The 11,500-nt window shown below is 71.1% G+C and carries 12 protein-coding genes and 2 pseudogenes; 3 read left to right on the top strand and 11 right to left on the bottom strand.

Annotated features, from left to right (window positions below; all coding sequences use genetic code 11):
* The 7 genes and pseudogenes from ABT288_RS47290 to ABT288_RS47260 all read right to left on the bottom strand — a co-directional run.
* A pseudogene (locus ABT288_RS47290) lies at nucleotides 1–526 on the bottom strand (nicotinate-nucleotide--dimethylbenzimidazole phosphoribosyltransferase); the annotation flags it as partial.
* 394 nt (nucleotides 527–920) lie between these two features.
* Entirely contained in the window at nucleotides 921–2,150 is a 1,230-nt protein-coding gene (cbiE, locus tag ABT288_RS47285; RefSeq protein WP_351622504.1) for a precorrin-6y C5,15-methyltransferase (decarboxylating) subunit CbiE, read from the bottom strand.
* A gap of 86 nt (nucleotides 2,151–2,236) precedes the next feature.
* On the bottom strand, nucleotides 2,237–2,875 hold the full coding sequence (locus ABT288_RS47280) for a GNAT family N-acetyltransferase (RefSeq protein ID WP_351622501.1): 639 nt from the start codon (nucleotides 2,873–2,875) through the stop codon (nucleotides 2,237–2,239).
* A 131-nt stretch (nucleotides 2,876–3,006) separates the two neighbouring features.
* Nucleotides 3,007–3,837, bottom strand: a complete 831-nt coding sequence (locus ABT288_RS47275; protein ID WP_351622498.1) for a MetQ/NlpA family ABC transporter substrate-binding protein — start codon at nucleotides 3,835–3,837, stop codon at nucleotides 3,007–3,009.
* A 66-nt stretch (nucleotides 3,838–3,903) separates the two neighbouring features.
* The gene (locus ABT288_RS47270; protein ID WP_351622495.1) at nucleotides 3,904–4,641 is read right to left on the bottom strand and encodes a methionine ABC transporter permease; all 738 of its coding nucleotides are present in this window, start codon (nucleotides 4,639–4,641) and stop codon (nucleotides 3,904–3,906) included.
* The gene (locus ABT288_RS47265) at nucleotides 4,638–5,672 is read right to left on the bottom strand and encodes a methionine ABC transporter ATP-binding protein (protein ID WP_351622493.1); all 1,035 of its coding nucleotides are present in this window, start codon (nucleotides 5,670–5,672) and stop codon (nucleotides 4,638–4,640) included. Before ABT288_RS47265 ends, ABT288_RS47270 begins: the two co-directional genes overlap by 4 nt.
* Before the next feature lie 346 nt (nucleotides 5,673–6,018).
* Nucleotides 6,019–6,669, bottom strand: a complete 651-nt coding sequence (locus ABT288_RS47260) for an HAD family hydrolase (protein WP_351622491.1) — start codon at nucleotides 6,667–6,669, stop codon at nucleotides 6,019–6,021.
* Between the two features lie 88 nt (nucleotides 6,670–6,757).
* Between ABT288_RS47260 and ABT288_RS47255 the strand changes: the two genes are divergently transcribed.
* Nucleotides 6,758–7,117: a hypothetical protein gene (locus ABT288_RS47255; RefSeq protein ID WP_351021782.1), complete on the top strand. Its 360-nt coding sequence runs from the start codon at nucleotides 6,758–6,760 to the stop codon at nucleotides 7,115–7,117.
* 7 nt (nucleotides 7,118–7,124) lie between these two features.
* Nucleotides 7,125–7,547: a hypothetical protein gene (locus tag ABT288_RS47250; protein ID WP_351622509.1), complete on the top strand. Its 423-nt coding sequence runs from the start codon at nucleotides 7,125–7,127 to the stop codon at nucleotides 7,545–7,547.
* On the opposite strand, the gene ABT288_RS47245 is transcribed toward ABT288_RS47250, so the two are convergent.
* From ABT288_RS47245 to ABT288_RS47235, 3 genes are all read right to left on the bottom strand, one after another.
* Nucleotides 7,537–8,034 (bottom strand): GNAT family N-acetyltransferase, encoded by a 498-nt coding sequence (locus tag ABT288_RS47245; protein ID WP_351622506.1) that lies wholly within the window; start codon nucleotides 8,032–8,034, stop codon nucleotides 7,537–7,539. The genes ABT288_RS47250 and ABT288_RS47245 overlap by 11 nt on opposite strands.
* A gap of 45 nt (nucleotides 8,035–8,079) precedes the next feature.
* Nucleotides 8,080–8,586, bottom strand: coding sequence for an RNA polymerase sigma factor (locus ABT288_RS47240; RefSeq protein ID WP_351622488.1), 507 nt, complete (start codon nucleotides 8,584–8,586; stop codon nucleotides 8,080–8,082).
* A 92-nt stretch (nucleotides 8,587–8,678) separates the two neighbouring features.
* Entirely contained in the window at nucleotides 8,679–9,854 is a 1,176-nt protein-coding gene (locus ABT288_RS47235; RefSeq protein WP_351622485.1) for a glycerophosphodiester phosphodiesterase family protein, read from the bottom strand.
* A 364-nt stretch (nucleotides 9,855–10,218) separates the two neighbouring features.
* On the opposite strand from ABT288_RS47235, the gene ABT288_RS47230 reads away from it, so the two are divergent.
* Nucleotides 10,219–10,890, top strand: coding sequence for a lysophospholipid acyltransferase family protein (locus ABT288_RS47230; protein WP_351622482.1), 672 nt, complete (start codon nucleotides 10,219–10,221; stop codon nucleotides 10,888–10,890).
* A gap of 111 nt (nucleotides 10,891–11,001) precedes the next feature.
* Here the strand turns inward: ABT288_RS47230 and ABT288_RS47225 are convergent.
* Nucleotides 11,002–11,500, bottom strand: a pseudogene (locus tag ABT288_RS47225) (MFS transporter); the annotation flags it as partial.

The following is an 11,500-nucleotide window of genomic DNA, read 5'->3' as shown; positions in this document are numbered from 1 at the left end:
CCGCGCTCTGCGGCGCCGTGTCGCGCAGTGGCTGGGCGTCGGCGTACTCGGGACCGGCCGTGGGCGGAACGGGCTGCCGTACCGGCGCCCCGGCCGGGCCGCGGTCGGCGAGGGAGCGGACCGGGCCGGCGGAGACGTTCGGGATCGGCGGGCCGAGGTGCAGCGGACGGCGCGGCTGCTGCGGGGCGGCCGGCTGCTCCTGCGGCGCCGAGAGGACCGGCGACGCCGGCATGGGCGCCGGGGCCGGGTTCGGCAGGCGGACGCCGCTGAGGTCGACGGAGCCGCTGTCACGGCCGGCCGTCTCGTGCGGGCCCGGCTCGTGGACGGCCTCGACGACCGGTTCCGGAGCGGGTGGCGCAACCTCGTTGCCCCACGCGCCCTGGGCACCCGGCAGCAGCAGGTCTTCGTCCTCGGCGGGTGCCTCGGAGAGGTAGGCGTACGCACCGGGCGCGGAGGCGCCCGACTGCTCCACCATGCCTGCACTCTCCGGCTGCCCCTCGCCCGGGACCTGGCCGGTGTCGGTCATGCGTACCCCTCGCCCATCGGTTTAGTGCTCCTACGACCAGCTCACCCGGAACGGCGCACCGACCGCCCGTAGTGAAGAACGAGCGTCCGTGCCCAGCGGCACGAACGACCCGCCGGAAAAGGCGACAAAGCCATTCAGTGGCATTGTCCCGGCCGTCACGCCGTCGCGACAGCATGATCCGCGACAGCCCGCTGTGGACTGCGCCACGTTGCGCGTCCTCCGGTTCCGCAGTACCACACCCACCCCAAAACGGGCGTGCTTTCCGGACATTGGCGAACGAAGTTCCGGGCCGCCCGGTGTGGCACAACGATCGGCCAGCCTACCGCGCGCAGTACGACAACAGGATCACGGGCCGCGATCCGGAAGGGCCCGCCCGCCGCCCGGCCGCCACCCCTCAGCGAGGCGCTTCGCGCCGCAGCAATTCTCCGGTGAGCAGGAAGGCGACGCTCCGCTCGGTCTCGGTCCAGACGCGGGTGTCGAGTTCGACGGACTGCACCAGCGCGCACTCGACCCGGTATCCGTGCTCGGTCAGGTCGCGCCCGACGAGTTCGGCCGCGTCGCGGGTGGCGGCGTGCGTGACGATGCGCTGCGGGCGCCGGTCGGCGACCGCCGAGACCACGGCCGCTCCCCCGCCGCCGACCCGGACGACGTCCGGTTCGGGCAGGTTCTCCAGGACGTGGGGGGCGGTGCCCTGGACCACTTGGAGCTGGACGCCGTACCGGCGTGCGGCCGCGTCGGTCCGGGCGCAGGAGCCCGGGTCCCGGTCGACGGCGATGACAGCCGCTCCGGCGCGCGCGGCCTCGGCGGCGAACGCGCCGGAGCCGCAGCCGATGTCCCAGACCAGGTCGCCGACCCGGGGCCCGAGGCGGGCCAGTTGGGCGGCGCGCAGCAGCTCCGTCTCGCCCTCGCCGAGACCCCCACCGGGCCCGGCGCCGTACGACGCGTCGGGCTGCACCCAGCCGCGCGGTCCGGCGCCCGGGTCGCGCCCCGCGGTCCAGCCGCCGCTCTCACCTGCTCCCACGGGTCCGCCGATGACGATGACCACATTGGGGTCCCGCCAGGTGTGGTCGGCGGCCTTGTCGGAGGTGACGACGGTGACCTGCTCGCGTTCGGTGCCCAGTTCCTCGCAGATGACGAAGGTCCGGTGCACGCCCTCCAGCAGGAGTCCGAGTTCGGCGGGTCCGGCGCCGGGTGCGGTGAGGACGGCGACCTTGGTGTGGGCGCGGCACACGTTCACGGCCCGGCGCAGGGTGCGGGGGTGGGCGACGACCACCTGGGCGTCGTCCCAGGGCATGCCGGCGCGGGCGAAGGCGGCGGCCACGGAGGAGACGGCGGGGACGACCTCGACCTCCAGGCCGAACTCCGGGGCGCGCAGGGTGCGTACGACGCCGAAGTAGCCGGGGTCGCCGTCGGCGAACACGACGGCGGTGCCGCGGTGCGCGGCGATCCGGCGGGCGGCGAGCGCGACGCTGCCCAGGCGGACGCGTTCGGCGGTGGGCGGGACCTCGGGCAGCGCCAGGTGGTGGGCCGCGCCGGCCACGAGCGTGGCGGCGCCGAGGGCGGCGCGTGCCGCGTCGGTCAGCGGCGAGCCGTCCCAGCCGATCACCGTGACCCGGTCGGCCATCGTCGTTTCTCTCCAGGTCTTCGCAGGTCGTCAGGGGCGCGGGCCCATAGCGGGCTCCCTGAGCGTACCTGGTGGGGCCGGGGGGCTCAGTTCCAGTCGGAGTACGACGTGAAACCGCCCGTGTCGGCCAGCTGCTCGCCGGTCCCGGCCAGGTCTTCCGGCAGCAGGCTCCAGACGATGACGTCGGTGCGGACGTCGGTCCATGTGCCCTCCGCTGTTCTGCTGCGCGCTATCCAGGCGCCCCGCAGGACACCCTCGCTGATGCAGCCGATCTTCTGGGCGACCTGCTGGGAAGCGGTGTTGTCGGCGGCGGTGCGCAGCTCCAGGCGTTCGAACTTCTGGTCGTGGAACAGCCACTGCGCGGTGGCCAGGGCGGCCTCGGAGGCGTAGCCCTCGCCGCGGGCCCATGGCGCGACGACGTAGGCGATCTCCGTCGAGCGTACCCGCCAGTCGGTGTTCTGAAGATGGACGATGCCGACGAGGCGCTGGGTGAGGAACTCGTCGACCGCGAAGACGATGCCACGGCCCCCGGCGCGTTCGGCCGGGGCGATCTCGGTGATCCAGGCCCGGGCGTCGGCCTCGGTGTAGGGCTGGGGGACGGAGGTCCAGGTGGTGACCAGTTCGTCGTTCATCATCTCGGCGAAGGCCTCGGTGTCCGACTCCTCGAAGGGGCGCAGAACCAACCGCTCCGTGCTGATGGAGACGTTGGGAAAGGTGCCAGTCATGCGCCGCTCCGTAACTTCTGAAAAACCTTCAGGGCCTGCTGAACTGCCCAGCATGCAGCATGAAACCACTGAACCGCACGACGGGGTCCACCCCTGGTGAGGGAGTGGACCCCGTCGATGTGCGAGGGGGCTCAGAAGGACGGGATGACCGAGCCCTGGTACGTGTCCTCGATGAACTTCCTGACCTCGGGCGAGGTGAGGAGCCTGGCGAGCTTCTTGACCCGCGGGTCCTTCTCGTTGCCCTTCTTCACGGCGAGGAAGTTGGCGTACGGGTTGTTCTTGGCGGACTCGAGCAGGACGGCGTCCTTGGCGGGCTTCAGACCGGCCGAGATGGCGTAGTTGCCGTTCACCACGGCCGCGTCCACGTCGTCCAGGGAGCGCGGGGTCTGGGCCGCCTCGACCTCCTTGAACTGGAGGTGCTTGGGGTTCTCGGCGATGTCCTGCGGGGTGGCCTCGTTGCCGGCGCCGGGCTTCAGGGTGATGAGGCCGTTCGCGGCGAGCAGCTTCAGGGCGCGGGCCTCGTTGACGGCGTCGTTCGGGACGGCGACGGTCGCACCGCTCTTCAGGGCGTCGGCCTTCTTGACCTTGTGGGAGTACAGGCCGAGCGGCTCCAGGTGCACCGTGACGACGGGCACGATGTGGGTGCCGCGCTTGGTGTTGAAGTCGTCCAGGTACGGCTGGTTCTGGAAGTAGTTGGCGTCCACCGAGCCGTCCTCGGTCGCCGTGTTCGGCGTGATGTAGTCCGTGAACTCCTTGACCTCCAGGTCGAGACCCGCCTTCTTCGCCAGGTTCTTCTTGACGAAGTTCAGGATCTCGGCGTGCGGGGTCGGGCTCGCGGCGACGACGAGCGGGCCGCTGTAGTCGTGGGAGGCGGAGGAGCTGCCGGAGCCGCAGGCGGTCAGCCCGAAGGTGAGGGCTCCGGCGGCGAGGACGGCGGTGGTGAGCTTGGCGGTGTTACGCACGAAAAGTGCCTTTCCTTAAGGGTGGTGCGACCCCGTGTATGGGTGTACGGGGAGTCTTTGAGGGCCTCAGGCGGCCTTGCCGACGTCGGCCGCGGCGGGCTCCTTCGCCTTGAGCAGGCGGAGCCTGGGCGCCGGGCCGGAGCGGCCGCCGCGGCTGTGCAGGGAGCGGGCCGCGAAGTCGCCGGCGAACTGGATGAGGGAGATCACGACGGCGAGGATCGCGACGGTGATCCACATCAGCTCGGTCTCGAAGCGCTGGTAGCCGTAGCGGACGGCGAGGTCGCCGAGGCCGCCGCCGCCGACCGTGCCGGCCATGGCGGAGTAGCCGATGAGCGCGATGACCGTGGTGGTGGTGCTCGCGATCAGCGAGGGCAGGGCCTCGGGGACGAGGACCTTGCGGACGATGGTCCAGCTGTTGCCGCCCATGGACTGCACGGCCTCGACGAGACCGTCGTCCACTTCGCGGACAGCCGTCTCGACCAGCCGGGCGAAGAACGGGATGCCGCCGATGGCGAGCGGCACGATCGCGGCGGTCGTCCCGATGGTCGTCCCGGTGACCCAGCGTGTGAAGCTCATCAAGGCGACCATCAGGATGATGAACGGCATGGACCGGCCGATGTTCACGATCTGGCCGATCACCTTGTTGGCGAGGACGTTCTGCAGCAGACCGCCCCGGTCCGTGAGGACGAGGAGGATGCCGAGCGGGAGGCCTGCGGCGACGGCTATCAGCGTCGACCAGAGCACCATCCGGAACGTCTCGCCACACGCCTGCGACAGCAGCGGCTGCATCTCGGACCAGGTCACTTGGCCCCCTCCTTCACGAGCAGAGCCTCCTGGCCCACGACGTCGATCTGGAGCCCCTGTTCGCGCAGGAACCCGATCGGCACCACGTTGTCCTCGTAGCGGCCGGGCAGCTCGATGCGCATCCGGCCGATCTGCAGGCCGCCGACGGTGTCGATGGCGGCGCCGAGGATCGAGATGTCGATGGTGTAGGTGCGCGCGAGCTGGGAGATGACCGGCTGGGTCGCGGCCTCGCCGTGGAAGGTGACGTCGACGACGGTCCGGTCGGCGCCCGTGCGCTCGCCGCTCACCGGGAACAGCGCGGCGGCCAGCTCGGAGCCGGGGGTGGCGAGCAGCTCGCTGACCGTGCCGGACTCCACGATCCGGCCCTTCTCCATGAGGGCGGCGGAGTCGCAGACCGACTTCACGACGTCCATCTCGTGGGTGATGAGCAGGACGGTCAGGCCCAGCTGCCGGTTCAGGTCGCGCAGCAACTGGAGGATGGAGCGGGTGGTCTCGGGGTCGAGGGCGCTGGTGGCCTCGTCGGAGAGCAGCACCTTGGGGTCGCCGGCGAGGGCGCGGGCGATGCCGACGCGCTGCTTCTGCCCGCCGGAGAGCTGGGCGGGGTAGGCCCTGGCCTTGTCGGCGAGGCCGACCAGGTCGAGGAGCTCCAGCGCCTTGCGCGAGCGCTCCTTGCCGGACGTGCCGAGGATCTCCAGCGGCAGCTCGACGTTGTCCTGCACGGTCCGCGAGGAGAGCAGGTTGAAGTGCTGGAAGACCATGCCGATGCGGCTGCGCGCCCGGCGCAGCTCCTTGCCGGCGCGCGTGCCGCGGCCGGCGAGAGCGGTGAGGTCCTGTCCGGCGACGGTCACGGTGCCGGAGGTGGGGCGCTCCAGCAGGTTGACGCAGCGGATGAGGGAGGACTTGCCGGCGCCGGACTGGCCGATGACGCCGTAGACCTCGCCTTCGCGGACGTGGAGATCGACGCCGTCGAGGGCGGTGACCTCGCGGCCGCGGGAGCGGTAGACCTTGGTCAGGCCCGAGGTGGTGATCACAGGATTTCCGTCACTGTCGAGTGCGCGGGCGTGGGTGTGCCCGGGCACGGGTGCATGCGGTTCAGGCATGGGAAGTGGACGTGCGTCTCGTACGGACTGCGGCGCACGGACATGCCACGGCTCTCGCTTCGGGGCGCGAGGCTCTCAGCTGATGCGGGGGCCCTCTGGAAGGCTCACATTCGGCACATCAGGCGACACATACAACGAGCACCGGGCGTCATGGTCGCCTCGGTCGCAAAGGTGCGGCAGCTCGTCGTGGTCATGCGATCAGTAAACCAGACCTACGGTCCTGACCGGTCGCCGCTGTCCGGATGGTGGACAGCGGCGGACACCCCGGACCTGGGGCTCAGCGGCGGACGGAGATCTCCACGCCCCCGTCGGTGACCAGTGCGGACAGGGCCGACAGGTCCTTCACCACGAGGTCGGCGTCGAGTTCCTCCGCCCGGTGGGTTGTGGTCAACGCCACGGTGGTCATTCCGGCGGCGCGGCCCGCCTGGAGTCCGGCCGGGGCGTCCTCGAAGACGACGCAGTGCGCCGGGTCGACGCCGAGCTGCCGGGCGGCGAGCAGATAGGGCTCGGGGTCGGGCTTGCCGCGCGTGATGTCGTCGGCGGCGATCAGCGTCTTGGGCAGGATGCCGACGGCGTCCAGCCGGGCCTCGGCGAGCCGCCGGGTGGCGGAGGTGACGACGGCCCAGACCTCGGCGGGCAGCGAGTGGAGGAGGTCCCGCGTGCCGGGCAGCAGCCGTACGCCGCCGCCAGGTACGTCGTCCACCTCCAGTTGCTCGACCCGGGCGACCGCCTCCGGGACCAGGTGGGCGGGCAGCAGGTCGGCGACTATCTCGGCGGCGGGCCGCCCGTGCAGTGCCACGCGCCCGAACTCCTCGGCGGTGATCCCGTACTCGCGGGCCCAGCGGGTCCAGCAGCGCTCGACGGAGTCGAGGGAGGAGACGAGGGTGCCGTCGTTGTCGAAGAGAAGGGCGTGCGCGTGGATCGTCATGCCTTGACCCTACGGTGTGGTCTAGACCCTGTGGCCTACGGGCGGGGTCGGGGGCCGGCGCCCGTTTCGGCCGTAATAAGGTCACCGCATGCTCAATGCCCTGACGCTGGTGACCGGGGTCGCCGCGCTGCTGCTCGCCGCCTGGTGCGGCTGGGCCGCCTACCGTGACCAGCCGACCAAGGACTGGCACTTCATCGGCATGGCCGTCGTGTCGCTGCTGGCCGTGGTCCAGCTGGTGGTCGGGATCGTGCAGCTGGCGCGGGGCGAGAAGCCGGAGCAGGGTACGACGATCTTCGTGGCGTATCTGCTGGGCGCTTTCGCGTGCGTTCCGGCGGCGGGGTTCATGTCCCTGGCCGAGCGGACCAAGTGGGGCTCGGTGACGGTGGCCGCGGGCGGTGTGGTGCTGGCTGTACTGGAGGTGCGGCTCTATGACATCTGGGGAGGCTGAGACCGAGATGACGGCGGTGGAGGAGAAGCCGGCCCGGTTGATCAGCGGGCCGGGCATGCTGCTCGTCTGGTTCTACGGCGTGATGGTGGTCGGGGCGGTGTCGCGGTCGGCGTACCAGATCTCCACGGAGTTCGACCGGGCGCCGCTCGCCTATGCACTGTCGGCGGTGGCGGGCGTGGTGTACGGGTTCATCACGTACACGCTGGTCCGGGGCGGGGAGACCGCTCGGCGGGCGGCGTTGGTGTGCTGCGCCGCCGAGCTCGCGGGCGTGCTGATCGTCGGTACGTGGACGCTGGTCGACCGCTCGGCGTTCCCGGACGCGACCGTGTGGTCGTACTACGGGGCGGGGTACATCTTCATCCCGGTGCTGCTGCCGGTCTCCGCGATGTACTGGTTGCGGAGGGCGCAGCACACCACCGTCACGCAGTAGCCGCGTACGTGCCCGCCTGCTTTTCCAGGATGATCAGTTCCACTCCGTCCGTGCCCTTGGACCTGCCCACCGTCTCGTAGCCGGAGCGGCGGTACAGGCGGAGGTTGCCCTCGCTGCGGTGGCCGGTGAAGAGGCGGAAGCGGGTGGCGCCCCGCTCCTCGGCCAGCGCCGCCTCGGCCGCGCGCAGCAGCCGCGCGCCGATGCCGTGGCCCTGCAGGCGGGGGTGGACGCAGAGCTTGCCGATGGCGGCCGCGCCGTCCTCGCCGACCTTGCCGCGCACCGAGCCGACCACCTCCTCGCCGAGCCGGGCGACGAAGACACAGTCGAAGGCGACCTCCTGGCGGACGGAGTCCAGGGTTTGGACGAGCGGGTCGATGCGGTAGTTGCCGTACAGCGCCGCCTCGCTCTGGAAGCACAGGTACTGGAGCCTGAAGATCTGCTCCGCGTCCTGCTCGGTCGCCACCGAGATGGTCACGCTCATGCCCATGTGCGCACGCCTCCCGCTCACCTGATCACCTGTCGTCCCTCACTCCTATCCCCGCACTTCGCGGGACGCAACCTCCGGCGTGAGCAATCGGCGCAGACATCCCAGACATCTGGAGCGTTCCGGACCGAGACTGCCCTGTGAGATACCCAACTCCCCCGCGATCTCCCGGTATGTCAGGTCCTGCGGGGACAGCAGGGCCTCGATGAGCCGGGGGCAGCGGCCGGGCAGCCGGCGCACCGCGTCGCGCAGGGCGCGGTACCGGGCGGCCGTGAGCGCGTGCTGCTCGGGGTCGGTGTGTGCGCCGTCGGCCGGCTCGGCGCCGTACGGGCGTTCCCGGCGGGTGGTACGGCGGCTGCGGCGCGCCTCGGCGCGGACGGCCCTGCGCAGCCAGCCCTGCGGGTCCGGCGGCGGGCCTTCGGTCTCCAGCCGCTCCAGCAGGCGGAGCCAGACGGCCTGTTCCAGGTCGCCCGGCTCGCTTCCGGCCGCATATGCCTCGGCCGAGGCCTCGGCGGTGAGCAGCGGGCCCAGGGCGGCTACCAGGTCATGCGTCATATGCGGAACGACGCGCCGCCCCGGGAGGGGGTTTCCGGGGCGGCGCACAGTCACCCCGAAAGAGGTGACTACAGGACTATCGGTTGACGTGCTCAGCCGGCCAGGAAGTCCGCGCGGGCGAGCAGGCCGGTGTCGGCGTTGTCGGTGAAGACGCCGTCGATGCCGGTCGCGAAGTACGTCCTGAAGGCGCCGAAGGGGTCGCCGTAGCCGTCGGCCGCGCTGCCCTTGCGGTACTCGGCCGGCAGGAAGGGGTTCTCGTTGCGCATGGTGTAGGGGTGCAGGACCAGGCCCACCTTGTGCGCGTCGGAGACCAGGGTGGTCGGCTTGGTGAGGTTGCCGTTCGCGTCCTTCGGGATGATCAGGTCCAGGGTGGGGCCGATGCCCTGGGCGTAGCCGGCGATCTCCCTGAGGCCCTTGGGCGTGATCAGGTCGGCGACCGTACGCGGGTCGCCCGCCTCGACGAAGTCGTAGGGGCGGCTGTCCGCCGAGGAGAGCAGCACCACGAGCGGGTTGTCGACCAGCTGGTTCAGCTTCTGGATGCTGCTGGGCTCGAAGGACTGCAGGATGACGGGCGAGTAGCGGCCGTCCTTGCCGTACTTGCGCAGCAGCTTCGCCACCCGCTCCTCCAGGCCCAGGCCCAGCTTGCGGAAGTAGGTGGGGTGCTTGGTCTCGGGGTAGATCCAGACCTGCCTGCCGCGCCTGCGGGTCTGCTCGTCCTGCCACTTCAGGACCTCTTCGAACGTGGGGATCTCCCAGCGCCCGTTGTAGAGGGTGTTGTGCGGACGGTTGGCCGGTATGCGCTCGACCGCGCGCAGGGTCTTCAGCTCGGCGAGCGTGAAGTCCTCGGTGAACCAGCCGGTGGTGGCGACCCCGTCCAGCGTCTTGGTGGTCCTGCGGTCGGCGAACTCCGGGTGGGAGGCGACGTCGGTGGTGCCGCCGATCTCCGGCTCGTCCCGGCACACCAGATGGCCGTCCTTGGTGGGCACCAGGTCACCCGCCTCGACGACGTCCGCGCCCAGGTCCAGGGCCAGGTTGTAGGAGCCGAAGGTGTGCTCGGGGCGGTAGCCGGCGGCACCCCGGTGGCCGATGATCGTCGGCACCGGCAGGCTCTTCAGGCCCCGGCCGCCCGGTGCGGCCGGCCGGGTCTCGGCGGCCTCGGCCGCGCCCGGCAGCCCGAGGGCCGCTCCGCTCACGCCGAACACCGCCGCGCCGAGGATCGCCCGCCGCCCGGTGCCCTGTGTCTTCTCGTTCGCCTGGTCGCTGCCCATCAGCGCCCTCCTGCCGTCCGCTCGTGAGTGCGGGCCGATCGTAGGGGCGTACACATGACCGAAGGGAGTACCCCTCCGGAACGCGCGGGTGACGCGGTATGTCCTGTGGGAGGTGGATGGTGACGGGCCGTCGTATCCGCGGCCGGACCGGGCAGCCGAGCGGGTGAGGGCGTCACGCGATCTCCGTCACATCGCCGCAGCGGTGTGACGGCGCGTCCTCGTGACGTCACCGCAGGTAAACCTACGTCAACACTTCGTAAGACCTCGGTGAACCGGCCGCACCCGATGTGCGCCCTGCCCGTGGCCGCGAGTAATGTCCTCACCTGCACAGACTCATATCGACCCCTCGGCATCGGAGGACCCGTTGTCCCGCTTCGCGCTCATCAAGGCAGTGCTCGGACCGATCATGCGCCTGATGTTCCGCCCACAGGTGGAGGGCGTGGAGCACATCCCCGGCGACGGGCCGGTCATCCTGGCCGGCAATCACCTCACCTTCATCGACTCGATCGTGCTGCCGGTCGTCACCAAGCGGCAGGTGTTCTTCATCGGCAAGGACGAGTACGTCACCGGCAAGGGCGTCAAGGGCCGGCTGATGGCGTGGTTCTTCACCGGCGTCGGCATGATCCCGGTGGACCGGGACGGCGCGAGCGGCGGCGTGGCCGCGCTGATGACCGGGCGTCGGATCCTGGAGGAAGGGAAGGTCTTCGGCATCTACCCCGAGGGCACGCGGTCGCCCGACGGCCGGCTGTACCGGGGGCGCACCGGTATCGCGCGGCTGACGCTGATGACCGGCGCGCCCGTCGTTCCGTTCGCCATGATCGGCACGGACAAGCTGCAGCCGGGTGGGGCCGGGATTCCGCGGCCCGGCAAGGTCACGGTCCGGTTCGGTGAGGCGATGGAGTTCTCCCGGTACGAGGGGATGGACCGGGACCGGTATGTGCTGCGCGCTGTCACCGACTCCGTGATGGCCGAGGTCATGCGGCTGTCCGGGCAGGAGTACGTCGACATGTATGCGACCAAGGCGAAGGCCGCGTAACGCCTCTGGCAGTTCGGCCGGTTGTTCGGGTGCGGGTGCGTTGTGGTTTCTCGCGCCCACGCGGCGGAGCCGCATATCGATACCGCCCCGCGCCCCTTTGGGGCGCTTCACTCACGCGGCACTGTCCAGGTTCTGCCCCTTCAGCAAGAACCACGCCGCCGCTGCCGTTCCCAGGAGGACCACCGCTCCCGCGCCCGACGCCAGGTGCAGGCCGTGGACGAAGGAGTCGCGGGACGCGTTCAGCAGTGCCTCCGCCGTGTGCGGGGGCATTTGTGTTGCCGCCTCCACCGCCGCGCCCAGTGATTCGTGCGCCTGGGCCGGGGTGCCGGCCGGGCCGGTGAAGTCGCGGTAGGTGCCCGTGACGATGGAGCCGAGCAGCGCGATGCCCAGGGCCGCGCCCAGTTCGTACGCCGTCTCGGAGACGGCCGAGGCGGCGCCCGCCTGTTCCCTGGGCACGCTGGAGAGGATCACGTCGGCGGTGACCGTGAAGGAGAAGCCCGCGCCGATGCCCACGACCAGGAGCGCGGCGCCGAGGACCGGGTAGCCGGTGGACCGGCCGAGTGCCGTCAGCGCGGCCAGGGCCAGGCCGACGGCCGCGAGGCCGCCCGAG

The sequence above is a fragment of the Streptomyces sp. NPDC001093 genome (assembly GCF_040298985.1).
GTDB lineage: Bacteria > Actinomycetota > Actinomycetes > Streptomycetales > Streptomycetaceae > Streptomyces.
The sequence above is the reverse complement of the archived record's forward strand: the minus strand, read 5'-3'. Positions and strand labels throughout refer to the sequence as shown.

Coding starts and splice junctions, on each gene's coding strand:
- cbiE (WP_351622504.1), bottom strand. CDS start 2,150: ATGGCCGACCGGGTCACGGTGATCGGCTGGGACGGCTCGCCGCTGACC.
- ABT288_RS47280 (WP_351622501.1), bottom strand. CDS start 2,875: ATGACTGGCACCTTTCCCAACGTCTCCATCAGCACGGAGCGGTTGGTT.
- ABT288_RS47260 (WP_351622491.1), bottom strand. CDS start 6,669: ATGACGATCCACGCGCACGCCCTTCTCTTCGACAACGACGGCACCCTC.
- ABT288_RS47255 (WP_351021782.1), top strand. CDS start 6,758: ATGCTCAATGCCCTGACGCTGGTGACCGGGGTCGCCGCGCTGCTGCTC.
- ABT288_RS47250 (WP_351622509.1), top strand. CDS start 7,125: ATGACGGCGGTGGAGGAGAAGCCGGCCCGGTTGATCAGCGGGCCGGGC.
- ABT288_RS47245 (WP_351622506.1), bottom strand. CDS start 8,034: ATGGGCATGAGCGTGACCATCTCGGTGGCGACCGAGCAGGACGCGGAG.
- ABT288_RS47240 (WP_351622488.1), bottom strand. CDS start 8,586: ATGACGCATGACCTGGTAGCCGCCCTGGGCCCGCTGCTCACCGCCGAG.
- ABT288_RS47235 (WP_351622485.1), bottom strand. CDS start 9,854: ATGGGCAGCGACCAGGCGAACGAGAAGACACAGGGCACCGGGCGGCGG.